The sequence below is a fragment of the Cupriavidus numazuensis genome, from assembly GCF_905397435.1.
GTDB lineage: Bacteria > Pseudomonadota > Gammaproteobacteria > Burkholderiales > Burkholderiaceae > Cupriavidus > Cupriavidus numazuensis.
The window spans coordinates 29,157-51,213 of record NZ_CAJPVI010000060.1 but is presented as its reverse complement, the minus strand read 5'-3'; the positions used below and the strand labels follow the sequence as shown (position 1 = coordinate 51,213).

Annotated in this window: 22 protein-coding genes; 17 read left to right on the top strand and 5 right to left on the bottom strand. The window is 65.5% G+C overall.

The window, feature by feature from the left end:
* The 10 genes from KHO41_RS33730 to KHO41_RS33685 all read left to right on the top strand — a co-directional run.
* Positions 1-701, top strand: a 701-nt coding sequence (locus KHO41_RS33730) for a DNA polymerase III subunit gamma/tau C-terminal domain-containing protein (protein ID WP_280519724.1), incomplete at its 5' end; no start/stop codon positions are given.
* Positions 702-765: 64 nt separating this feature from the next.
* Positions 766-1,092, top strand: coding sequence for a YbaB/EbfC family nucleoid-associated protein (locus tag KHO41_RS33725; protein WP_008647477.1), 327 nt, complete (start codon positions 766-768; stop codon positions 1,090-1,092).
* A 61-nt stretch (positions 1,093-1,153) separates the two neighbouring features.
* A complete protein-coding gene (gene recR / locus KHO41_RS33720) occupies positions 1,154-1,768 on the top strand; it encodes a recombination mediator RecR (RefSeq protein WP_211957568.1) in 615 nt (204 codons plus the stop codon).
* Positions 1,769-1,838: 70 nt separating this feature from the next.
* The gene (locus tag KHO41_RS33715) at positions 1,839-2,744 is read left to right on the top strand and encodes a LysR substrate-binding domain-containing protein (RefSeq protein ID WP_011298270.1); all 906 of its coding nucleotides are present in this window, start codon (positions 1,839-1,841) and stop codon (positions 2,742-2,744) included.
* 148 nt (positions 2,745-2,892) lie between these two features.
* Positions 2,893-4,089 (top strand): CaiB/BaiF CoA transferase family protein, encoded by a 1,197-nt coding sequence (locus tag KHO41_RS33710; RefSeq protein ID WP_211957567.1) that lies wholly within the window; start codon positions 2,893-2,895, stop codon positions 4,087-4,089.
* On the top strand, positions 4,086-5,066 hold the full coding sequence (locus KHO41_RS33705) for a hydroxymethylglutaryl-CoA lyase (protein ID WP_211957566.1): 981 nt from the start codon (positions 4,086-4,088) through the stop codon (positions 5,064-5,066). Before KHO41_RS33710 ends, KHO41_RS33705 begins: the two co-directional genes overlap by 4 nt.
* 77 nt (positions 5,067-5,143) lie before the next feature.
* Positions 5,144-6,157 (top strand): Bug family tripartite tricarboxylate transporter substrate binding protein, encoded by a 1,014-nt coding sequence (locus KHO41_RS33700; protein WP_211957565.1) that lies wholly within the window; start codon positions 5,144-5,146, stop codon positions 6,155-6,157.
* A 168-nt stretch (positions 6,158-6,325) separates the two neighbouring features.
* The gene (locus tag KHO41_RS33695; RefSeq protein ID WP_211957564.1) at positions 6,326-7,369 is read left to right on the top strand and encodes an ABC transporter substrate-binding protein; all 1,044 of its coding nucleotides are present in this window, start codon (positions 6,326-6,328) and stop codon (positions 7,367-7,369) included.
* A 136-nt stretch (positions 7,370-7,505) separates the two neighbouring features.
* Positions 7,506-8,318: an ABC transporter ATP-binding protein gene (locus KHO41_RS33690; RefSeq protein WP_211957563.1), complete on the top strand. Its 813-nt coding sequence runs from the start codon at positions 7,506-7,508 to the stop codon at positions 8,316-8,318.
* A gap of 36 nt (positions 8,319-8,354) precedes the next feature.
* Positions 8,355-9,146 (top strand): ABC transporter permease, encoded by a 792-nt coding sequence (locus tag KHO41_RS33685; RefSeq protein ID WP_140950595.1) that lies wholly within the window; start codon positions 8,355-8,357, stop codon positions 9,144-9,146.
* 7 nt (positions 9,147-9,153) lie between these two features.
* Here KHO41_RS33685 and KHO41_RS33680 read toward each other — a convergent pair whose 3' ends face one another.
* Together KHO41_RS33680 and KHO41_RS33675 are read right to left on the bottom strand one after the other, a co-directional pair.
* Complete coding sequence (locus KHO41_RS33680) at positions 9,154-10,572, bottom strand: sensor histidine kinase (protein WP_211957562.1); 1,419 nt, start codon at positions 10,570-10,572, stop codon at positions 9,154-9,156.
* On the bottom strand, positions 10,569-11,249 hold the full coding sequence (locus KHO41_RS33675) for a response regulator (RefSeq protein ID WP_211957561.1): 681 nt from the start codon (positions 11,247-11,249) through the stop codon (positions 10,569-10,571). The genes KHO41_RS33680 and KHO41_RS33675 overlap by 4 nt, the downstream gene beginning before the upstream one ends.
* 495 nt (positions 11,250-11,744) lie before the next feature.
* Between KHO41_RS33675 and KHO41_RS33670 the strand changes: the two genes are divergently transcribed.
* Entirely contained in the window at positions 11,745-12,803 is a 1,059-nt protein-coding gene (locus tag KHO41_RS33670) for a porin (protein WP_211957560.1), read from the top strand.
* A 207-nt stretch (positions 12,804-13,010) separates the two neighbouring features.
* Here KHO41_RS33670 and KHO41_RS33665 read toward each other — a convergent pair whose 3' ends face one another.
* Positions 13,011-13,985, bottom strand: coding sequence for an NADPH:quinone oxidoreductase family protein (locus tag KHO41_RS33665; RefSeq protein WP_211957572.1), 975 nt, complete (start codon positions 13,983-13,985; stop codon positions 13,011-13,013).
* A 219-nt stretch (positions 13,986-14,204) separates the two neighbouring features.
* On the opposite strand from KHO41_RS33665, the gene surE reads away from it, so the two are divergent.
* The 5 genes from surE to KHO41_RS33640 are packed head-to-tail and all read left to right on the top strand — an operon-like array spanning position 14,205 to position 18,766.
* Positions 14,205-14,957, top strand: coding sequence for a 5'/3'-nucleotidase SurE (gene surE / locus KHO41_RS33660; RefSeq protein ID WP_140950594.1), 753 nt, complete (start codon positions 14,205-14,207; stop codon positions 14,955-14,957).
* Positions 14,958-14,985: 28 nt separating this feature from the next.
* Positions 14,986-15,879: a protein-L-isoaspartate(D-aspartate) O-methyltransferase gene (locus KHO41_RS33655; RefSeq protein ID WP_211957559.1), complete on the top strand. Its 894-nt coding sequence runs from the start codon at positions 14,986-14,988 to the stop codon at positions 15,877-15,879.
* An 8-nt stretch (positions 15,880-15,887) separates the two neighbouring features.
* Positions 15,888-16,751: a peptidoglycan DD-metalloendopeptidase family protein gene (locus KHO41_RS33650; RefSeq protein WP_211957558.1), complete on the top strand. Its 864-nt coding sequence runs from the start codon at positions 15,888-15,890 to the stop codon at positions 16,749-16,751.
* Between the two features lie 6 nt (positions 16,752-16,757).
* Positions 16,758-17,933 (top strand): RNA polymerase sigma factor RpoS, encoded by a 1,176-nt coding sequence (gene rpoS, locus KHO41_RS33645; RefSeq protein WP_211957557.1) that lies wholly within the window; start codon positions 16,758-16,760, stop codon positions 17,931-17,933.
* Entirely contained in the window at positions 17,930-18,766 is an 837-nt protein-coding gene (locus KHO41_RS33640) for a 3'-5' exonuclease (protein WP_211957556.1), read from the top strand. The genes rpoS and KHO41_RS33640 overlap by 4 nt, the downstream gene beginning before the upstream one ends.
* A gap of 34 nt (positions 18,767-18,800) precedes the next feature.
* Here the strand turns inward: KHO41_RS33640 and KHO41_RS33635 are convergent, their stop codons facing one another.
* Complete coding sequence (locus KHO41_RS33635) at positions 18,801-19,655, bottom strand: endonuclease/exonuclease/phosphatase family protein (RefSeq protein WP_211957555.1); 855 nt, start codon at positions 19,653-19,655, stop codon at positions 18,801-18,803.
* Positions 19,656-19,786: 131 nt separating this feature from the next.
* On the opposite strand from KHO41_RS33635, the gene rlmD reads away from it, so the two are divergent.
* Positions 19,787-21,178 carry a 23S rRNA (uracil(1939)-C(5))-methyltransferase RlmD gene (rlmD, locus tag KHO41_RS33630; protein WP_211957571.1) on the top strand — a complete coding sequence of 464 codons (1,392 nt, stop codon included), beginning with the start codon at positions 19,787-19,789 and terminating at the stop codon, positions 21,176-21,178.
* 84 nt (positions 21,179-21,262) lie between these two features.
* Here rlmD and KHO41_RS33625 read toward each other — a convergent pair whose 3' ends face one another.
* A complete protein-coding gene (locus KHO41_RS33625; protein WP_211957554.1) occupies positions 21,263-21,964 on the bottom strand; it encodes a Bax inhibitor-1/YccA family protein in 702 nt (233 codons plus the stop codon).
* Positions 21,965-22,057 lie beyond the last annotated feature (93 nt).

Below are 22,057 nucleotides of genomic sequence, written 5' to 3'. Positions count from 1 at the left end.
CGGCACCCGCCGCCGCCGCGTCGCGCCCTGCGCCAGCGGCAAGGCCGGTGCCGCCGGCCGCAGCGCCTGCACCGCCAGCCGAAAGTGTTCCGCCGTGGGAAGCATCGGGCGGCAGCGACATCCCCCCGTGGGAAGACCTGCCTCCTGACCTGCCGGTCTTTGGCCCCTATGACAACGAGCCCGTGAGCCTGCCGACGAAGGCAGCAGCGCCGGCGCGCGCATCGAAACCGGAAGCCCCGGCTCCCGAGGCGCCGCGCCCGCGGCCCGTGGCAAAGGCTGTTCCGCCGCGTCCGCCCGCCGCCGCGGAAGACGGCACGCCGCCAGTGTTCACGGGGGAGTGGCCGACGCTGGCTGCCAGCCTGCCGCTCAAGGGCCTGCCGCAGCAGTTGGCCTACCAGAGCGAACTGACCCAGGTGGTCGGGCGTACCTTCAACCTGCGTATTCCAGTTGCGGCGCTTGGCGAAAACGGTGTCGCCGAACGCCTGCAGCAGGTGTTGTCGGATCATTTCGGCGTGACGGTGCGCGTGCAGTGCGAAATCGGCGCGGTCTCCGATACGGCCGCCGCCGCCGATGCGCAGGCCCGTGCCGAGCGCCAGCGCGAGGCCGAGGCCAATATCGAGGCCGACCCGTTTGTGCAAGGCCTGCTGCGCGACTTCGGCGGGCAGATCGTGCCGGGCTCGATCCAGCCGCGCGTGGCCTGAATTTCCGGGCCGCGCGGCGCGCGGCCTTCCATCCGCTTTCTATCGAATCCAGGAGCATTCCATCATGATGAAAGGTCAACTGGCGGGGCTGATGAAGCAAGCCCAGCAAATGCAGGAAAACATGAAGAAGATGCAGGAGCAGCTCGCCCAGATCGAGGTCGAGGGCCAGTCCGGCGCCGGCCTCGTGAAGGTGGTCATGACCTGCAAGAACGACGTGAAGCGCGTCACCATCGATCCGAGCCTGCTGGCTGACGACAAGGATCTGCTGGAAGACTTGGTTGCCGCCGCGTTCAACGACGCCGTGCGCAAGGCCGAGGCAACCACGCAGGAAAAGATGGGCTCGATGACCTCGGGCCTGCCGCTGCCCCCGGGCTTCAAGCTGCCGTTCTGAGGCACGCCGAAGGCATGATCAAGACGCGCGCAATGTCCAGGCAGTACGTGGGAGGGCGGCCGTGAAGGCTGCGCCGCCGACCTCGCTGCAGGCGCTGATCGAGGCGCTGCGGGTGCTGCCCGGCGTGGGGCCGAAGTCCGCCCAGCGCATGGCCTACCACCTGCTGCAGCACGACCGCGAGGGCGCGCGCAAGCTTGGCGACGCGCTGCGCGGCGCGGCCGACCACATCCGCCATTGCGCGCGCTGCAATACCTTCACCGAGAAGGAAATCTGCGAGACCTGCCTCGATGACCGGCGCGACGGCTCGATCCTGTGCGTGGTGGAAACGCCCGCCGACCAGATCATGATCGAGCAGACGCTGACCTATCGCGGCAAGTATTTTGTGCTGATGGGCAGGCTGTCGCCGCTCGACGGCATCGGTCCAAAGGAAATCCATCTGGACCGCCTGCTCGCGCGAGCGACCGATCCGGAGATGGGCGGCCCGGTGGGCGAAGTCATCGTCGCGACCAATTTCACCAGCGAAGGCGAGGCCACCGCGCACTACATCGGCGAAATGCTCAAGGCGCGCGGGCTCAAGGTGTCGCGCCTCGCGCGCGGCGTGCCGGTTGGCGGCGAGCTCGAGTACGTCGATGCCGGCACCATTGCCCGCGCGGTGATGGACCGCCGCAACCTCTGAGGCCTGGCGCACGCCGCACCATGGCCCGATCCGAACTGATTTCCCCTAACCGTCTCCGGCACCGCCCGCAATGAACCTGGCCCGCTTCGATCTTGTCACGCTCGGCTTGTTCGTGGCCGTGGTCCGGCAGGGCAGCATTTCGGCAGGCGCCAGGCAGTCGCACCTGGCCGTGGCCGCCGCAAGCAAGCGCATCTCGGACCTCGAGGCGGCCGTGGGCGCCCCGCTGTTTTTCCGTCATGCCGCGGGCGTACAGCTGACCGAGGCGGGGCAGGCCTGCTACCACCATGCGCTGACGATCCTGCAGGACGTGGAGCGCATGGCCGGCGTGATGTCCGACTATGCGAGCGGCGTGCGCGGGCAGGTGCGCGTCTGCGCCAATACCTCCGCCATCACGCAGTTCCTGCCGGATGACCTGGCGGTCTTCATGCGGCTGCATCCCACCATCCGCATCGAGCTCGAAGAGCAGAACAGCAGCGACATCGTCGCGGCGCTGGTCGAGAACCGTGCCGATGTCGGCATCTTTGCCGACCGCACGCCATGCGCGGGCCTGGTGACGGTGGAGTACCGCCAGGATGAACTGGTCATGGTCACGCCGCCGGGCCACCCCTTGTCCGAGCGCGGGCCGGTGCGCTACGCCGACACCCTCGAATTCGACTTCGTCAGCCTGCCGCAGGTGACCTCGCTCGCCGCGCGCCTGCTCGAGGAAAGCAGCCGGCTGGACCGCCCGTTCCGGCTGCGCATCCAGGTGCGCAGCTTTGACGCCATGTGCCGCATGGTGATGGCCGGTCTTGGCGTGGGCGTGCTGCCGCGCATCGCGGCCGAGCCGCATGTGAAGTCGATGGGGTTGTCGCTGGTATCGCTGCAAGACGCCTGGGCAAAGCGCTCGCTGCTGATCGGCATGCGCGACCCGGCTGGCCTCACGGTTTCGGCGCGATTGCTCATTTCCCATCTCTGCGGCGACCGCGCGCCGTTCTAATCACATCTGGAAGACGCAGGCCTTTCGCATTCCGAGAAAGCCCGCTTCACCGATTGCCGATTCCGGCCAGCCGGCCGCTGGTGCAAACTCCGTCGAAACGCAAATACGGCCCGCCACTTCCAGCGGGCCGCACGGTACGGAGACAACCATGGCGCAACAGATTCTCGAGGGCATCCGCGTCCTCGAACTCGGGCAACTGATTGCCGGTCCTTTCGCCGCCAAGACCCTGGCCGACTTTGGCGCCCACGTGGTCAAGGTCGAGCCGCCCGGGCTGGGCGATCCGCTGCGCAAATGGCGCATGCTGCATGAGGGCACATCGGTCTGGTGGGAAGCGCAGTCGCGCAACAAGGAATCGGTCTGCATCGACCTGCGTCAGCCGGAAGGCCAGGCGCTGGTGCGCAAGCTGGCAGCCGAAGCCGATGTGCTGATCGAGAATTTCCGCCCCGGCACCATGGAGAAGTGGGGCCTGGGTTGGGACGTGCTGCACGCCGACAATCCGCGCCTGATCATGCTGCGCGTGTCGGGCTACGGCCAGACGGGCCCGAAGAAGGATGAACCGGGGTTTGCCGCCGTGGCCGAAGCCATGGCCGGCCTGCGCCACCTGACTGGCGAACCTGGGCGGGCTCCGGTGCGTGCGGGCCTGTCGCTGGGCGACACCATCGCCGGACTGCACGGTGCGATGGGCGTGCTGCTGGCCCTCTACCAGCGCGATGCGCGCGGCGGGGAAGGGCAGGTCATCGACGTCGCGCTGTACGAATCGCTGTTCAATCTCAGCGAAAGCCTGTTGCCGGAATACTCGGCATTCGGCGCGGTGCGCCAGCCGGCCGGCGGCGCGCTGCCCGGCATTGCGCCGTCGAATGCGTATCCGTGCCAGAGCGGCGAGTACGTGCTGGTGGCCGCCAACGGCGACGCCATCTTCAAGCGCATGATGCATGCGATCGGCCGCGCGGACCTTGCCGAGGATCCGGCGCTCGCGCAGAACGATGGCCGCGTGAAGCGGGTCGAGGAAATCGACGCCGCTATCGCTGCCTGGACCAGCACGCAAAGTGTGGAAGCTGTGCTCGCGGTACTGCGCGAGGCCGAGGTACCGTCCGGGCGCATCTACACCGTCAAGGACATCGCAGAAGACCCGCACTACCGTGCGCGTGGCGTGATCGAATCGGTCACGTCGGCCGGCGGCCTGACCGTGGAAGTGCCCGGCATCGTGCCGAAACTGTCGGGCAGCCCCGGGGCGATCCACGACCGTGCGCCGACACTTGGCGAACATACCGATACCGTCCTGGAACAGGCAGGGTTTGACGCGGCAGCGATTGCCGATCTGCGCGCCCGCAAGGTGATCGCATGAGCGCTGCCGCATTCTCTGCCCCGGCCTTGCGCGGCCCGGCTCGTATCGAGATCAATGAAGTGTCTCCGCGCGATGGCCTGCAGATCGAGCCGGTCGTTGTGCCTACCGACGCCAAGGTCGCGTTCCTCGATGCACTGTCCGCCTGCGGCTTCGCGCGCATCGAAGCCACATCGTTCACATCGGCCAAGGCCATCCCGGCGCTTGCGGATGCCGAAGCCCTGATGCACCGCATGCACCGCCAGCCTGGTGTGCGCTACACCGCGCTGGTGCCGAACCTGCGCGGCCTGGAGCGTGCGCTGTCGTGCCGGCCCGATGAGGTCAATCTGGTGATGTCGGTCAGCGAAACCCACAACCGCGCGAACCTGCGCATGACGCGTGCGCAATCGCAGGCGCAGTTGCTGGCGATGATCGCCGAGGCCCGCGCGGCTGGCGTGCCGGTCAATGTATCGCTGTCGACGGTGTTCGGCTGCCCGTTCGAGGGCGAGGTGAGCACCGATGCCGTGATGGCGCTGGCCGACAGCTTCGCGGAGGCCGGCGCGCTAGGCATCACGCTGTGCGACACCACCGGCATGGCCTATCCGAACCAGGTCGCGCAGATGTGCGAGCAGTTCCAGCAACGCCTGCCGGATACGGGCCTGACCATCCATCTTCACAATACGCGCGGCATGGGTTTGGCGAATGCCGTGGCGGCCTGGGAGACCGGCGTCACGCGCTTCGATGCCGCGGCCGGAGGCCTCGGTGGCTGCCCCTATGCGCCGGGTGCGAGCGGCAACGTCAGCACCGAGGAACTCGCGCACATGTTTGCCTGCATGGGCGTGCAGACCGGCGTGGACCTGCCTGCGCTGCTCGATGTCGTCGCCGGCATTCCCGCGTTGGTGGAGCGAGACATCGGCAGCCAGCTGCTGCGCGCCGGCCCGCGTCTGCGCACGCATCAGCCGCCAGCCTGGCTGGCAGAGCATTTCGCCGGCCAGGACTAGGTTCCTGCGGCAAGCGCGCCGCAGGAAGCGGTGCGACGACAAAAAAGACAGGTCAAGACCCATACCGGAGACATTCCATGAAGCAATCCTTTTCCCTGCTGCCTGTGCGCCGCAAGCTGATGGCCGCGGCCATGCTCGCCCTTGGCGGCGCCATCGTCACCACCGCGCCGCGCGCCTTTGCGCAAGACGGCAGCTACCCGACTCGCCCGGTCACGCTGGTGGTCTCGGCGGCGGCTGGAGGTACCACCGACCTCGCGGCGCGCATGATTTCCGAGCCGCTGGCCAAGGCCTTGGGCCAGGCCGTCGTGGTGGACAACCGCCCGGGCGGCAACGGCAGCATTGCGGCGCAGGTCGTCGCGCGCGCCAAGCCTGACGGCTATACGCTGCTGGTGCAGTACTCGGGTTTCCACGTCATCACGCCGCTGCTCGTGAAGAACCTGCCGTGGGATCCGGTCAAGGATTTCGCGCCGGTCGCCAACCTGCTGTCGGCACCGCAAGTGCTGGTGGTACGTCAGGGCCTGCCGGTGAAGTCGCTCAAGGAACTGGTGGCCTACGCCAAGAGCCATCCGGACAAGCTCAACTATGCGTCGTCGGGCAACGGTTCATTGCAGCACGTCTCGACGGAGCTGCTGAACCAGATGGCTGGCATCCGCATTACCCACGTGCCGTACAAGGGCACCGGTCCGGCCATGACCGACCTGCTTGGCGGCAATGTGGACCTGACCATGACCACGCCGCCGCCGCTGATGGGTCATATCGCCGCGGGCAAGCTGCGTCCGCTGGTGGTGACCAGCAAGACCCGTCTGCCGAGCCTGAAGGACGTGCCGTCGGCCCCCGAAGCGGGCTACCCCGACCTCGACGTGTCATCGTGGTTCGCGATGTACGCGCCGGCGGGCACGCCCAAGCCGGTGATCGACAAGCTGGCCGGCGAGATCGAGAAGATCATGCGCACCGATGCGTTCCGCAAGAAAGCCGAGGAACTTGGGGCCGAGGCTGTCTTCATGGGCCCGCAGCAACTGGCGCAGTACCAGAAGGCGGAGTTGGCGCGCTGGGGCAAGGTGATCAAGTCCGCCGACATCCACGCCGAATAAGCGCGAACGGCAAGCCGATCGAAAGCTATGGGGCGTATGCTGAGGCCGGCCGCGATTTGGCCGGCTTTAGGTGTTCGCCCCGATGCGGGGCCGCGAAAGCTCCGCTAGCATCGCACTTGGCCGCGGCGCGGCACGCCGTTTGCAGATCCCAACGGGTAGGAGAATCGAATGTATAACAAGAAATTCTGGAAACAGTTGCTGATCGCGCTGGCTTTGTTCCTGGCAGGGTGGTTCACCTTCGGTCAGGCACAGGCTCAGGGCAAGCCCGAGAAAACCAAGGTGACGATCGCCGTCGGCGGCAAGAACCTGTTCTATTACCTGCCGCTGACCATTGCCGAGCGGCTGGGCTACTTCAAGGAAGAAGGGCTGGACGTCGAGATCGTCGACTTCGCCGGCGGCGCCAAGGCGCTGCAGGCCGTGGTCGGCGGCAGCGCGGACGTGGTGTCCGGCGCGTTCGAACACACCATCGGCTTGCAGGCCAAGGGCCAGCGCTATCAGGAGTTCGTGCTGCAGGGCAGGGCGCCGCAGATCGTGCTGGTGGTGTCGAACAAGACCATGCCGGGCTTCAAGTCGATTGCCGACCTGAAGGGCAAGAAGATCGGCGTGACTGCTCCGGGTTCGTCGACCAACATGATGGCCAACTTCGTGCTGGCCAAGGCCGGCCTCAAGCCGTCCGACGTGTCGTTCATCGGCGTGGGCGCGAGCGCCGGCGCGGTGGCAGCGATGCGTTCGGGCCAGATCGACGCCATGGCCAACCTGGACCCGGTGATCTCGATGCTGACGCAGAAGAACGAGGTCCGCATCGCTTCGGATACCCGCACGCTCAAGGACACGCAGACCGTGTTCGGCGGCAATATGCCGTCAGGCTGCCTGTACGCGTCGGCAGCGTTTATCCAGCAGAACCCGAACACCACCCAGGCACTGACCAACGCGATGGTTCGTGCGCTGAAGTGGCTGCAGAAGGCTGGCCCGTCCGACATCGTCAAGACCGTGCCCGAGAGCTATCTGCTTGGCGACCGCGCGCTGTACCTGGCTGCGTGGGACAAGGTCAAGGAAGCGATCTCGCCGGACGGCATGATGCCGGCCGATGGTCCGCGCACCGCGCTGAACATGCTGCAGCAGTTTGACGTCGAGCTGAAGGGCAAGTCAGTCAAGCTCGAAGACACGTACACCAACGCGTTCGTGCAGAAGGCCAACGCGAAGTACAAGTAAGCCCGCGCCGCCGGCGCCCCGGCCCGCTGTGCGCAGCGGGCCTTTGCATTGCGGGGCCAGCGGCCATCATCACCCTCGATCCGCGCCGGCCACTACGCTAGTACGTGCCGGCATGCGGCGAACGAGACGGTTTCCCATGAGCACTCCCGCACTTTCCCTCGACAAGGTCACCTGCACCTTTGTCTCGCGCGATGACCGCAGCCAGCGCTATACCGCGGTCAAGGACGTTACCCTGGCAATCCAGCCGGGCGAGTTTCTATCGGTGGTCGGCCCGACCGGCTGCGGCAAATCCACGCTGCTCAATGTCGGCGCCGGCCTGTTGGAGCCGTCGAGCGGCGAGGTCCGCGTGTTCGGCGAGCCGCTGCGCGGTATCAACAAACGCGCCGGCTACATGTTCCAGGCCGAGGCGCTGATGCCATGGCGCAGCGCGCTCGACAACGTCGTGGCCGGACTCGAATTCCGCGGCGTGCCGCGCGCCGAGGCCGTGAAGCAGGGCGAGGAGTGGCTGCGGCGCGTGGGCCTGGGCGGCTTTGGCGACCGCTATCCGCACCAGCTCTCGGGCGGCATGCGCAAGCGCGTGAGCCTGGCGCAGACGCTGGTGCTGGACCCGGACATCATCCTGATGGACGAGCCGTTTTCCGCGCTCGATATCCAGACGCGCCAGCTGATGGAGAACGAGGTGCTGGACCTGTGGGCCGCCAAGCGCAAGGCGGTGCTGTTCATCACCCACGATCTCGACGAGGCGATCGCCATGAGCGACCGCGTGGTGGTGCTGTCGGCCGGTCCGGGCACGCATCCGATCGGCGAGTTCGCGATCGACCTGCCGCGCCCGCGCGATGTCGCGGAGATCCGCAACCATCCGCGCTTCGTCGAACTGCACGCCGCGATCTGGGACGTGCTGCGCGAAGAGGTCCTCAAGGGCTATGCGCAGCAGCGCAACGCGGCCTGATTGCCGCGGCCAACCTGACATCGAATCCGAATTCCCATGGCATTCCGTCCTGACTCCAAGGGCATGCTGCGCGTCTGGCAGCTGCTCGTCCTCGTGGTGATTCTCGGCGTGTGGCACTTTGCCACGCGCTCGCAAGAGGTCGCATTTTTCTTCGGCGAGCCGCTGATGGTGGCGCAGCGCATCTGGAACTGGTTCATCGTCGAGCGCGATATCTACCTGCACCTCGGTGTGACGCTGCTGGAAACCGTGCTGGCTTTCGGCATTGGCACCGTGGCCGGTTTGGGTGTCGGCCTGTGGCTCGCACTGAGCCCGCTGACATCGGCGATCCTCGACCCGTACGTGAAGGCGATGAACTCGATGCCGCGCGTGATCCTGGCGCCGATCTTCGCGGTGTGGTTCGGTCTGGGCATCTGGTCCAAGGTGGCGCTGGCCGTGACGCTGGTGTTCTTCATCGTGTTCTTCAACGTCTACCAGGGCGTGAAGGAAGTCAGCCCGGTGGTGCTGGCCAATGCGCGCATGCTTGGTGCCAATCGCCAGCAACTGCTGCGCCATGTCTATCTGCCGAGCGCGACGAGCTGGGTGTTTTCTTCGCTGCATACGTCGGTCGGCCTGGCCTTTGTCGGCGCGGTGGTGGGTGAATACCTCGGCTCCGCGCGCGGCGTGGGCTACCTGATCCTGCAGGCCGAGGGCACGTTCGACATCAACACGGTGTTCGCGGGTATCGTGGTCCTGACGGCGTTCGCGCTGGTGCTGGACTGGATGGTCGGCGCTGGCGAAAAGCGGCTGATGAAGTGGCAGCCGAAGACCGGCGAGACTGAAAAGCTCTGAGGATGGACTAGGTCAGCGGCTCGCCACCCGGTGCGGGAAAGCGCACCGTCACGGTGAGCCCGCCGCCGGGGGTGTCATCGAGGCCCGCCGTGGCCTGGTGCAGCCTGGCGATCTCCCTGACGATTGGCAGCCCAAGCCCGGTGCCTTCCACGCCCTGACCGCTTTCGCCACGGTAGAAGCGTCGGAACACATCTTCGCGCTCGGCGGGGGCAATGCCGGGGCCGTTGTCGACGACCTGCAGCACAGCGGTGTCGCCTGCTTCCCGGGCAACCTTTACGGTGACGGTCGATCCGTCGCCTGCATAGCGGATGGCGTTATCGATCAGGTTGCCGGTAAGTTCCTGCAGCAGTTCCATCTGCCCGCGCACCGTGACGGTGTCATCGCCTTCAAATCCCAGGTCCACGCCATGCCGGCGTGCGACCGATACCCATTCCAGTGCCACCGCACGCGCTGCGGCATCGAGCGGCACGTCGCGCAGCGTGGGCGCGTAGCCGCTGTCCGGATCGAGCCTGGACAGCGATAGCAATTGCTGCACGCCCTTGGCCGCATGGCGCACCGTGCCGTGCAGCAGGCGCATGTGTTCGCGAACGCGCTCGCCGTCGGGCTCGCGTAATGCCAGTTCGGATTCGGCCTGGATGACGGCGAGCGGCGTCTTGAGCTGGTGCGCGGCGTCAGCGAAGAAACGCTTGCGTGCCTGCAGCATGCGGTGCAGGCGATCCACGTACTGGTTCAGCGCGCGCACCAGCGGCTTCATTTCGGAAGGCAGGTCGCGATGCTCGATCGGGTCGAGCTGGCTCGCGCTGCGCGCCGCCACCGTATCCGACAAGCGGTGCAGTGGCCGCAGCCCGCGGCGCACGCCAAGCCAGACGATGCCGAGCGCCAGCGCTACCAGCACCAGTTCCTGCAGCAGCGAGCCCATCAGGATCTCGCGCGCCAGTGCCTGGCGCGGCTCGATGGTTTCGCCCACCACGACCCACACGAGTTGGCTGCGGGCCGAGCCCACGTCGTGGATCGGCAGCGCCTGCGCGGCCATGCGCAATGGCTGTTCGCGAAATACTGTGTCGTAGAACACGGTCCGGTAGAGCGGCGGGCGCGCGCCGGGCGGTCCCGGCAGATCGGTGTAGCCGGTTACGGTCTCGCCGTGCTCGTCGCGCACCTGGTAGAAGACGTGGGGGCCTGCCTTGTCGTCGAACAGTTCGAGCGCCAGGTTCGGCACGTCGATCTCGAGACGGCCGTCGCGCAGGGCAATGCCCTCGCGCATGGCGCGCAGCGATGCCTCGAGCGTGCGGTCGAACGCCGTGTGCGCGGCCGACATGGCGCGCTCATAGGTCAGCCACGCATCCAGCGCCAGCAGTCCCAGCAGCGGCAGCAGCAGCCACAGCGACAGTTGCAGGCGCAGGCTCGGTGTCCTGCCCCGGATATTCATGGCGCGGGCTGTGGCCGCGCTTCGATCAGGTAGCCGAGCCCACGCAGCGTGACGATCGCCACGCCGCTGCCATCGAGCTTCTTGCGCAGGCGGTGGATGTAGATCTCGATGGCATCCGGGTTGACCGACTCGTCGATGCCGAAGATTTTCTCGGACAGGGCTGACTTGTTGACGGCCTTGCCATCACGCAGCAACAGCACTTCCAGCACCGATCGCTCGCGCCGCGTGAGCTGCAGCAGTTCGCCGTCGATCGTGAACGCGCGGCTGACGCTGTCGTAGTGCAGCGGGCCGCAGCTCAGCTGGGTGGATTCATGCCCGTGGCTGCGCCGGATCAGCGCGCGTGCGCGCGCTTCAAGTTCGGAAAGGTCGAAAGGCTTGGCCAGGTAGTCGTCGGCGCCCAGGTCCAGGCCGCGCACGCGGTCCTCCACCGAACCATGCGCGGTCAGGATCAGCACGGGCATCCGGTTGCGGCGCTGGCGCAGCCGGCGCAGCACCTCGAGTCCGTCCAGCCGCGGCAGGCCGAGGTCGAGGATCAGCAACGCATAGTCCTGCGTGGCCAGCAGGTGGTCGGCGCTACGGCCGTCGTGCATGCAGTCGACGGTGAACCCGGCCTGGGTCATGGCCTGGGTCAGCGAGTTGGCCAGCATCAGGTTGTCTTCGGCAAGCAGGATACGCATCGGGGTAATTCAAAGCGGCAAGGCAGGCAGCGCTGTGGGACGGGCAAGGCGGCGCTTGCTGCACCGGCCCAATGGCCGTGCGGCCAGGCGTGCATGTCCGTGTCCCGCCACGGCGCACAGCCCTGGGGCAATTCAATGGATGGAATGGCCCAGACAGATACAGCGAAGTGCACCGTCTTTGAAACTAGGGAAACTCCCAACCCCGAGTTGGTGCATCACGCGCCAATCCGCTTTCGCACGAAAGCGAACTGAAAGTGCCCGTCCCCTACGATGCCGCTCATTCGAGTGTTCCACCGCCAGCGGATGGAGCGCCATAACGACCAGGGGACAGGTTGTGGTGGGTGTGCCGGCATGCGGTCCTGCCGGTACTGCGGCCGACGCGGGGCGGCCGTCATGCCACCGCGATTCGCCGCCGGCTTTGCCGGCGGACACGATCCTCGGGCGAACGCGGTGGCTGTTACCACAAACCACAACAAGCAAAGCAAGGAGAGAAGAATGAAACGTACGGCACTGGCTCTGGCCTGCATCGGTCTGACGGGCACCGGATCGGTCTGCGCCCAGTCGAGCGTGACCATGTATGGCCTGGTCGACGCGGGGGTCGAGTATGTGAACCATGCCGGGCCCAATGGCTCTGTGGTCAAGCTGACCTCGGGCGGCCGCAATACCTCGCGCTGGGGCATGCGCGGCGTCGAGGATCTCGGCGGCGGCCTGAAGGCGGTGTTCAACCTGGAAAGCGGCATCGCCATCGATACCGGCAATCTCGATACGAGCGGCACGCTGTTCGATCGCCGCGCCACGGTCGGCCTCAGCAGCAACTATGGCCAGGTGGTGACGGGCCGCACGTTCACCACGACGTACGACTTCATGCTGCCGTTCGACCCGATGGGCTACGCGCCGAACTATTCGTGGGCGACATCGTCCACCGCGACCGGCGGCCGCAAGGACGGCCTGTTCTCGCGCGCCTCGAATGCGGTCCGCTATGACGGTACGTTCGGCGGCCTGAAGCTGGGCGCGACCGCGGCCATGGGTGAAGTGGCGGGCGACTTCAAGACCGCGTCGAAGTACGCCCTCGGCGTTGGCTACAACGTGGGCAAGTTCGCCGCCGCGGCGACCTGGGACCGTCAGAACGGTGCTGGCAGCAGTACCACGCCGGCTGATGCCACGGATTACATCCAGGGCATCCACGCGGGCGCGAGCTATGACTTCGGCAGCCTGTCGCTGTTTGCCGGCTATCGCAACTACAAGCGCACGCTGACCACCGGTGCGGCGTCGGAGCGCAGCGATATGTACTGGGGCGGTGCGAGCTATGACTTCACGCCGGCGTTCACGCTGTATGGCGCGGTCTACAAGCAGAACATCAAGGGTGGCAACGACGCCGATCCGATCCTGTTCTCGCTGCGCGCGCAGTACTCGTTCTCGAAGCGCACGCTGGCCTATCTGTCAGCTGGCTATGCCAAGGCCCGCAACGGCCAGAACGTCAGCCTGTCGCGCGATTTCGTCGGGTATGCCAACAGCCAGACCGGCGTGATGGCCGGCCTGCAGCACCGCTTCTGATCGCGGAAAGTCGTCATGTCGAGTCAGCGACCGTGTGGTGGCTGACCTGATTGGGAACTGTCTTCCGCTGCCAGTAGGGGTGTGCGTGAAGGTGGAAGACAGCTTGGGGCGCATTGCCCCAGCAGGGGATGCAGAGCGTTGCCGCACGCTCTGCGTCCTTATTTTTTTGTGGCGGTTCCCCTCAGGGAACCATCGACTCCTTCCCGGTCAGGGAACGATCACCACCTTGCCGGTCACCTTGCGCGCTTCCATGTCCTTGAGCGCCTGCGGAGCCTGCTCCAGCGAGTAGCGCGCGGAGATGTGCGGGCGCAGCTTGCCTTCCTTCATCCAGCCGAGCATCTGCGCCATATTGGCCTGGTTCGCACGCGGTTCACGTCGCACGAAATCGCCCCAGAACACGCCCACCAGCGAAGCCCCCTTGAGCAGCGCCAGGTTCAGCGGAATCTTCGGGATCTCGCCATTGGCGAAGCCCACCACCAGATAGCGGCCGCGCCATGCGATCGAGCGGAACGCCGGTTCGGCATAGACGCCACCCACCGGGTCGTAGATCACGTCCGGACCGTTGCCATCGGTCAGTGCCTTGACGCGTTCGCGCAGGTCTTCGGTGCTGTAGTTGATCAGCGCATCGGCACCGTGCTCCTTGCAGACCGCGAGCTTCTCGTCCGTAGATGCGGCCGCGATAACGCGCGCGCCGATGGCCTTGCCGATTTCAATCGCGGCAAGCCCGACGCCGCCAGCCGCGCCGAGCACCAGCATGGTCTGTCCGGCCTTGAGTTCGCCACGGTCGACGACGGCGTGGTGCGAGGTGCCGTAGGTGAGGGTGAATGCTGCCGCAGTTTCGTAATCCACGCCGGGCGGCATTGGCACGACCTTGTTGGCCGGCGCCTTCACGTGCGAAGCGAATGCTCCGTTGCCGAGATAAGCAATAACGTTGTCGCCGGGCTTGACGTGCGTGACGCCTGCGCCGACGGCAGTCACAATGCCCGCCAGTTCCGAACCCGGCGTAAACGGCAGTTCCGGCTTGGCCTGGTATTTGTTCTGGATGATGAGCACATCCGGGAAATTCACCCCGGCGGCCTTTACCTCGATGACCACTTCGCCCTGATCCGGCACCGGATCCGGCAGGGTTTCAACGGTCAGGGAATCGGGCGGCCCCCAGGCCTTGCACAGAACGGCTTTCATCATGTCTCCGGTGATATGTATGGGCGGCTAATCGTGCCGTGTGCCGACCGCACGCAGGCAGACGGCAAGGACCAAGTGTAACGCAAATAGCACGATCGTTCTGTTATGGGTTTTCACCCGTTTGCGCGTGTTTGCGGATGCGCCGGCGACGCGTGGCGGGGCGGATTTGCAGTGCCTTGAGAGGCCGCTTGCGCAGTCGTCGTCAGGTACAATCGCGGGATGCACATCCTTCTAGCTAACGACGACGGTTATCTCGCGCCGGGACTGGCCGTCCTGCATGCCGCGCTCGCGCCGCTGGGCCGCATTACGGTGATCGCGCCCGAGCAAAACCACAGCGGTGCTTCCAATTCGCTGACGCTGCAGCGACCGCTTTCGATCTACGAAGCGCGGGAAGGCGTGCAGAAGGGTTTCCGCTTCGTCAACGGCACGCCGACCGACTGCGTGCATATCGCGCTGACCGGCCTGCTCGACGAAAAACCCGACCTGGTGGTGTCCGGCATCAACCAGGGACAGAACATGGGCGAGGACGTGCTGTATTCGGGTACCGTCGCCGCCGCTATCGAAGGCTACCTGCTCGGTATTCCTTCCATTGCCTTTTCGCAGTTGCACAAGGGCTGGGAACATCTCGATGCCGCCGCACGCGTGGCGCGCGACATTGTCGAGCGCGCGATTGCGACGCCGCCGGTCGAGCCGTTCCTGCTGAATGTCAATATCCCGAACCTCCCGTTCGAACATATCAAGGGCTACCGTGCCACGCGGCTCGGCAAGCGGCATCCGTCCCAGCCGGTGATCGCGCAGGTGAATCCGCGCGGCGATCTCAATTACTGGATCGGCGCCGCAGGAGACGCGCGCGATGCAAGCGAAGGCACGGATTTCCACGCGACCGCCGAAGGCTATGTTTCGCTGACGCCGTTGCAACTCGACCTCACACATCGTGGCCAGCTCGAGGCGCTTGCCCAGTGGCTGAACTAGCCAGTCCAGCCGCAGTGCCTCAGCCCCGATGAGCCCGACGCCCCCTCGCAGCAAGTTTCCTCTGCCGCTGGATGCGGTAGTACAGCGCAAGCCGGCACCGGCGCGTACCGCCGGCATGCCCGCGGTCGGTGCGCCGGGTGCTGCGCGGGCGCAGACCAAAGCTCGCGACAAGCAGCCATCGGCACCGACGGCCGCGGCCAGCGCCGTGGAGGCACGCGCCTCGGCCGCGACAGCGGGCGGAGGTGGCATGGCGTCGGACCGCGCGCGCGGCGCACTGGCAGCGCGGCTGCGCGCCTCGGGTATCCGCGACGAACGCGTGCTGGCCGCCATTGGCACGGTACCGCGCCATCTGTTTGTCGAGCCCGGCCTGGCATCGCAGGCGTATGAAGATGCAGCGCTGCCCATCGGCCATCAGCAGACGATCTCGAAGCCTTCCGTGGTCGCGCGCATGATCGAACTGCTGCGCGAAGGCCTTTCGGCGGACACACCGGTTGAGCGCGTGCTCGAGATCGGCACCGGCTGCGGTTATCAGGCCGCGGTGCTGAGCCTTGTTGCGCGTGAAGTTTTTTCCATCGAGCGCATCCGGCCACTGCACGAGCAGGCCAAGGCAAACCTGCGGCCGCTGCGTGTGCCGAACCTCCGGCTGCACTATGGAGACGGCATGCTAGGCCTGCCGCAGGCGGCGCCGTTTTCGGCCATCATCCTTGCCGCCGCCGGCATGGAGGTGCCACAGGCCCTGCTCGAGCAGCTCGCCATCGGCGGCCGGCTGATCGCGCCCGTGGCGGTAGTGCCGCCACCGGGCGGATCGGGCCAGACGGTCACGCAGCAGCTGCTGCTAATCGAGCGGCTCAATCGGCATCGTTTTCACCGGACCGCGCTTGAAGCCGTTTTCTTTGTGCCCTTAAAATCGGGCACCATCTGAGTCGAACTATGCACAAGATCGTGAATTCGCAACAATTTGCACGCGCAGGCCAGCTTGTGGCGGCTTCCACGCTGGTGGCGCTGCTGGCCGCCTGCGCCAACTCGCCGATGCCGGCGCCCGTGGTGGACCGGACTTCTACTGCCGGCACTGCCCCTGCAGCACCGCTGGAGCCGGCACCTCCTGGATACTATCGAGTCAAGCGAGGCGATACCCTTTACCGCATCGCACTCGAGAACGGTCAGTCGTACCGTGATGTCGCGGGCTGGAACAATATCAGCAACGCCAACCAGATCGAGGTCGGCCAGTTGTTGCGCGTCGTGCCTCCGGGTGCCGACGTCAACGCCGGCCAGGGCGTGACCACGACGCCGGTGACACCCGGTTCGATCCAGTCGCAGCCCATCGATCAGGCGCGGCCGGCTGGCACGCCGGTACCGCCCGCTGCAGCCACCCCCGCGCCTGCGGCAGGTGCCGCAGCGTCCGCCGCTACATCAGGCCCGGTCGCGGACACCGCCATGAAACTGGCATGGCCGGCAACCGGCCAACTGGTCGGTAAATTTGATGACAAGAGCAATAAAGGCATCGATATTGCGGGCAAGAAAGGTGATGCCGTGCTCGCTGCCGACGATGGTCGGGTGATTCACGTTGGCCCCTTGCGCGGCTACGGGAATCTTGTCATCATCAAACACAACGAGACATTTCTTACTGCCTACGGCCACAACGACAAGGTGCTCGTGGCAGAGCAATCAACGGTCCGAAAGGGACAGAAGATTGCGGAGATGGGCAATAGTGATACCGACCGGGTAAAACTTCACTTCGAAGTTCGCAAGAACGGAAAACCGGTTGATCCGATGCGGTATCTGCCACCACAGTGAGGGTTCATGCCACGCCAGAAAACTGTCTCCTCCGAAACCGTCAGCAGGGCTCGCCGTCCCAAGCAGCCGGAAGTGAAGGCTGGTGTGGCCAAATCCGACGGTCGCGTTGAACTCGAGCCCTTCGACAAGGATGTCGGTGCCGATCTGATTCCCGCGACCGATGAGCCGATCTCGACCACGGCAACAGTCGGCCTGCGCGAAGCCGAATTGCTCAGCGACGACAGCGATCGTCAGCTGCGCGAGGATGACGAGGACGAGGCAGAAGACGAAGAGGAATCGGAAAGCGAGAATGGCGCCGACGCGGCGCCCGAGCATGACGACTTCCGTACCGTGCTGCATACCGAGCTGGCTGCCGATACGGTCCAGCACTACCTGAATCGCATCAGTATCAAGCCGCTGCTGTCCGCTCCCGAGGAGTTGCATTTCTCGACGCTGGCCAAGGACGGCGATTTCTCGGCGCGGCAGGTCATGATCGAACGCAACCTGCGTCTGGTCGTGAGTATTGCCAAGGGTTATCTCAATCGTGGCGTGCCGCTGCTGGATCTGATCGAGGAAGGCAACCTCGGCCTCATGCACGCGATCGAGAAATTCGATCCGTCGCGCGGCTTCCGTTTTTCTACCTACGCGACCTGGTGGATCCGCCAGAGCATCGAGCGCGCCATCATGAACCAGGCGCGCACGGTACGGCTGCCGGTCCACGTGATCCGTGAACTCAACCAGGTGCTGCGCGCCAAGCGGCATCTCGAAAAAGGCGGCACCGACGGCCGCGACGCCAGCCTCGAAGATATTGCCCACCTGCTGGGCAAGACGCCTGACGAGGTGCAGGACGTGCTGGCGCTTAACGAACATACCACCTCGCTCGATACGCCGTTTGACCTGGACCCAGGCTCCAGCCTGCTGGACTTCCTTTCCGACGAGCACAATGCCGCGCCGGATCAGGAAGTCGCGCACCGAGAGCTCGAAGGCCTGATGAAGCTGTGGCTGGCCCGCCTGTCGGAAAAGCACCGCTATGTGGTGGAGCGCCGCTTCGGCCTCAACCATATCGAACCGGCCACGCTCGAAGAGCTGGCCGAGGAGATGGGCCTGACGCGCGAACGCGTGCGCCAGATCCAGCAGGAGGCCCTGGTCAAGCTCAAGCGGCATTTCGCTTCGCAAGGTGTCAGAAAGGACGCTGTTCTATGACCCCTGTGCTGGTATTCGACATCGAGACCATTCCCGATGTCGACGGCCTGCGCCGTTTGCATGACCATCCCGCATCGATGAGCGACGAGGAAGTCGCCGAGCATGCGTTCTCAGCCCGCCGCGAAAAGACCGGAAGCGATTTCCTGCCGCACTACCTGCAGCGCGTCGCAGCGATCTCGTGCGTGTTGCGCCGTACGCAGCGTGATGGGTCGGCCGTGTTTCATGTTGGCTCGCTGGGAACCCTTGAGGATGGCGAAGCGACGCTGATCCAGAAGTTCTACGAACTGATCGCGCGCTACAGCCCGCAGCTCGTGTCTTGGAACGGTGGCGGCTTTGACCTGCCCGTGCTGCATTACCGTGGCCTGGTCAACGGCGTGACCGCGCCGCGCTACTGGGAAATGGGCGAGGGCCGCGACGACGACAGCCGCGACTTCAAGTGGAACAACTACATCAGCCGCTACCACATGCGGCACCTTGACCTGATGGACCTGCTTGCCATGTACCAGCCGCGCGCCAGTGCGCCGCTGGATGACCTGGCGAAGCTGTGCGGCTTCCCGGGCAAGATGGGCATGGACGGCAGCAAGGTGTGGCGCGCGTTCCAGGACGGCCAGCTCGAGGCGATCCGCGCCTACTGCGAAACCGACGTCGTCAACACGTACCTGATGTACTGCCGCTTCCAGCTCATGCGCGGAGGCGTGACGCCACGCGAGTTCGATCTCGAGATGGAACTTGTCCAGGAATCCCTGGCGGAACTGCCGGGCGAGCAATGGATGGAGTACCTCCAGGCATTCCGGCTCAAGCGCCTGACGCCGGAAGACGAAGAGCTCGAGTAAGTCAGCTAAAGGCCCGCTATTCCGCGGGCCTTTCTCATATATCCAGTGACAGCACGATGGGCTGGTGATCCGAGTCCTTCGTCGTTGCATTGACTTCGCAACGCCTGACGCGATCTGCCAGGTTCTCGGTGACAAAGACGAAATCGCACGCAAAGGGCGGCTCGGGCCATTGCTCCTTGTCGTACATTGCGCAGGTCGGCGCATGCGACTGACCCGGATGGATGTGCATCCATGCGTCGCGCCACGGCGTGGTGTCGTCTTCGAACGGTTCGAGCATGCGCCGGTAGGCGATGTCGTCGGGCTTGCTGTTGAAATCGCCGCAAAGGACGGCTTCCGTTGGCCGCGCCTCCGGTGTGAACGGCCCCGGTCTCGATTCGCTGCGACCGGGCCGCAGCGCATGTCCGCATGCCTCGGCATGCCAGTCGCGCAGGGCGTTTGCCTGGGCCGCGCGCTGATGGGCCGAGTAGTATTCCAGGTGCGTGCAGATGACACGCAAGCGCCGGCTGCCGACCTGCAGCGTCGCTTCGACCGCGACGCGAGGCATGGATGCCACGTCGGGGTCCGCTGGCCACGGCAGCGCGTGGCGGAAGACTTCATGCACGGGCAGGCGCGTGGCAATGACGTTGCCGAACTGGCGCGGGCCGCCGTCGCTGCCGAAGCGGTCCACACCGGGGGCGAACAGCAGCCGATAACCGGGCAACAGCGCGGCCAATTCCGACACCTGGTCCGCGCCAGGCGTGCCGCGCAGGTCGCCGAAGCCGCGTGTGACTTCCTGCAGGCAGATGACGTCGGCATCGGCCATCGCGCGCATCGTGGCCACGCTGCGCGAAAGGTCGACGCGTCCGTCGGCGCCGCGGCCCCACTGGATATTCCATGAAATGAGTTCCATTGCATCGCTCCTGGCGCATTGCGTTGGCGCTGCCCCGGCGTCGCAGCGCGTGTCTGGACTACAATCGCGCTTTCGCAAAACAATACGTCAGGTTTCGTCTGGTGTCCCAAGCCGTGTCCTCCCCACAAGAAATGCCGGCAGCGCCGCGTGCGGCATCTGCCTCTCCGGCTGCCGTCGCGCCCGGTTCCGATCCCGTGGTTTCCATTGACAGCCTCGACATGGAGGCCCGCGGTGTTGGCCGCCTGGTCAATGAAGACGGCACGCCCGGCAAGGTCATCTTCGTCGAGGGCGCGTTGCCCGGCGAGACCGTCAGCTACAAGAGCTTCCGCCGCAAGCCGAGCTACGAACAGGCCCATCTGGTAGAAGTCCGCCGCGAATCGGTGATGCGCGTCAAGCCGGGCTGCAAGCACTTCGGCGTGTGTGGGGGCTGCTCCATGCAGCACCTGGACTCGCGCGCACAGCTGGCGATCAAGCAGCGTGTGCTCGAAGATAACCTCTGGCACCTGTCGAAGGTTCGACCGGAAGTGATGTTCCGGCCGATCGCCGGGCCCGATTGGGGCTATCGCTATCGTGCACGCCTGACGGTGCGGTACGTCGCCAAGAAGGGCGGGGTGCTGGTGGGCTTCCACGAGCGCAAGAGCAGCTATGTGGCCGACATGACGAGCTGCGAGATCCTTCCGCCACATATCTCGGCGATGCTGATGCCGTTGCGCGAGTTGGTAACTGGCCTTTCGATTCGCGACCGCATGCCGCAGATCGAACTGGCAGTCGGCCATGAAGTCACGGCGCTGGTGCTGCGCATCCTCGAGCCGCTGACCGACGCGGACAAGGATCTGCTGCGCGCCTTCGCGGACCAGCACAATGTCCAGTTCTGGCTGCAGCCAAAGGGCCCGGATACCGTTGTGCCGTTTTATCCGCTCGACCGCGAGCTGGCCTATACGCTGCCCGAGTTCGGCATCCGCATGCCGTTCAAGCCGACCGACTTCACGCAGGTCAACCACCACATCAACCGCGTGCTGATCGGGCGTGCGCTGCGCCTGTTGGACGCCAAGCCGCAAGACCGCCTGCTCGACCTGTTCTGCGGTATCGGCAACTTCACGCTGCCGCTGGCCACGCAGGGCCGCTCGGTCATGGGCATCGAAGGCAGCGAGGCGCTGACGACCCGCGCGCTGGCGAACGCCGGCTACAACGGCCTGGCGGAGAAGACGGAGTTCGCCTGCCGCAACCTGTTCGAAGTGACTGCGGAGGATATCGCCGCGCTGGGTCGCTTCGATCGCTGGCTGATCGACCCGCCGCGCGAAGGCGCGCTGGCGGTGTGCAAGGCGCTGGGCGAACTGTCGCAGCAGGGCAGCGACGTGCTGCCGCAACGTATTGTCTACGTGTCGTGCAGCCCGGCGACGCTGGCGCGCGATGCGGGCCTGCTCGTGCACGAGGCCGGGTACCGCCTCGCAGGTGCGGGTGTCGTGAACATGTTCCCGCATACGTCGCACGTTGAATCGATCGCCGTGTTCGAGCGGGGTTGAATGCAGTGAGCGGGCGGCAACGCCAGCCGCCCAATGAAAAACGCCGGCCACGTGGCCGGCGTTCTTGTTCTGCGCGAAGTCGCGTCAGTCGCGGCTGCCGCCGAAGATGCCGAGCAGGGCCAGCAGGTTCGTGAACACGTTGTAGACGTCCAGGTAGATCGCCAGCGTGGCCGTGATGTAGTTGGTCTCGCCGCCATTCACCACGCGCTGCACATCGAACAGGATGTACGCCGAGAAAATGCCGATGGCGATCACCGACACCGTGATCATCAGCGACGGCAGTTGCAGCCAGATGTTGGCCACGCTCGCCAGGATCAGCAGGATCACGCCGACGAACAGGAACTTGCTGAGGCCCGAGAAATCGCGCTTGCTGACCGTCGCAATGGTAGCCATGGCGCCAAACACCGCCGCTGTGCCGCCAAAGGCATACATGATCAGTGCCGGCCCGTTCGAGAACTGCAGCACCGCGCCGATCAGGCGCGACAGCATCAGGCCCATGAAGAACGTGAAGGCCAGCAGCAGGACCACGCCCATGCTGCTGTTCTTGGTCTTCTCGATGCCGTAGAAGAACGCGAACGCGATGCCGAGGAACAGGATCAGCGACAGGCCGGGGCTGCCGGCCATGAAGCTGAAGCCCGTGGCCACGCCGATCCATGCCCCGAGCACGGTCGGGATCATCGAAATGGCGAGCAGCCAGTAAGTGTTGCGCAAGACCCGATTGCGCACGACGACATCGCTGACCGTCGACGCATTGCCGAAACCGTAGGTGTTCAGCTTGTTATCCATGGTGACTCCTGTTTCTGAATGGTGAGGCGCCGGAGCGACCCGGAGCCGACGCAACGCCAATGTGGCACCGCGCCTGCGGAATTGCAAGAGGAT

Excerpts from the sequence above, each read along its gene's own strand:
- rpoS (WP_211957557.1), top strand. The coding sequence starts at position 16,758 with ATGCCACGCCAGAAAACTGTCTCCTCCGAAACCGTCAGCAGGGCTCGC.
- KHO41_RS33665 (WP_211957572.1), bottom strand. The coding sequence starts at position 13,985 with ATGAAAGCCGTTCTGTGCAAGGCCTGGGGGCCGCCCGATTCCCTGACC.
- KHO41_RS33725 (WP_008647477.1), top strand. The coding sequence starts at position 766 with ATGATGAAAGGTCAACTGGCGGGGCTGATGAAGCAAGCCCAGCAAATG.
- KHO41_RS33690 (WP_211957563.1), top strand. The coding sequence starts at position 7,506 with ATGAGCACTCCCGCACTTTCCCTCGACAAGGTCACCTGCACCTTTGTC.
- KHO41_RS33635 (WP_211957555.1), bottom strand. The coding sequence starts at position 19,655 with ATGGAACTCATTTCATGGAATATCCAGTGGGGCCGCGGCGCCGACGGA.
- rlmD (WP_211957571.1), top strand. The coding sequence starts at position 19,787 with ATGCCGGCAGCGCCGCGTGCGGCATCTGCCTCTCCGGCTGCCGTCGCG.
- KHO41_RS33710 (WP_211957567.1), top strand. The coding sequence starts at position 2,893 with ATGGCGCAACAGATTCTCGAGGGCATCCGCGTCCTCGAACTCGGGCAA.
- KHO41_RS33715 (WP_011298270.1), top strand. The coding sequence starts at position 1,839 with ATGAACCTGGCCCGCTTCGATCTTGTCACGCTCGGCTTGTTCGTGGCC.
- KHO41_RS33655 (WP_211957559.1), top strand. The coding sequence starts at position 14,986 with ATGAGCCCGACGCCCCCTCGCAGCAAGTTTCCTCTGCCGCTGGATGCG.
- surE (WP_140950594.1), top strand. The coding sequence starts at position 14,205 with ATGCACATCCTTCTAGCTAACGACGACGGTTATCTCGCGCCGGGACTG.
- KHO41_RS33705 (WP_211957566.1), top strand. The coding sequence starts at position 4,086 with ATGAGCGCTGCCGCATTCTCTGCCCCGGCCTTGCGCGGCCCGGCTCGT.
- KHO41_RS33640 (WP_211957556.1), top strand. The coding sequence starts at position 17,930 with ATGACCCCTGTGCTGGTATTCGACATCGAGACCATTCCCGATGTCGAC.
- KHO41_RS33695 (WP_211957564.1), top strand. The coding sequence starts at position 6,326 with ATGTATAACAAGAAATTCTGGAAACAGTTGCTGATCGCGCTGGCTTTG.
- KHO41_RS33625 (WP_211957554.1), bottom strand. The coding sequence starts at position 21,964 with ATGGATAACAAGCTGAACACCTACGGTTTCGGCAATGCGTCGACGGTC.
- KHO41_RS33700 (WP_211957565.1), top strand. The coding sequence starts at position 5,144 with ATGAAGCAATCCTTTTCCCTGCTGCCTGTGCGCCGCAAGCTGATGGCC.
- KHO41_RS33675 (WP_211957561.1), bottom strand. The coding sequence starts at position 11,249 with ATGCGTATCCTGCTTGCCGAAGACAACCTGATGCTGGCCAACTCGCTG.
- KHO41_RS33685 (WP_140950595.1), top strand. The coding sequence starts at position 8,355 with ATGGCATTCCGTCCTGACTCCAAGGGCATGCTGCGCGTCTGGCAGCTG.
- KHO41_RS33680 (WP_211957562.1), bottom strand. The coding sequence starts at position 10,572 with ATGAATATCCGGGGCAGGACACCGAGCCTGCGCCTGCAACTGTCGCTG.
- KHO41_RS33670 (WP_211957560.1), top strand. The coding sequence starts at position 11,745 with ATGAAACGTACGGCACTGGCTCTGGCCTGCATCGGTCTGACGGGCACC.
- KHO41_RS33650 (WP_211957558.1), top strand. The coding sequence starts at position 15,888 with ATGCACAAGATCGTGAATTCGCAACAATTTGCACGCGCAGGCCAGCTT.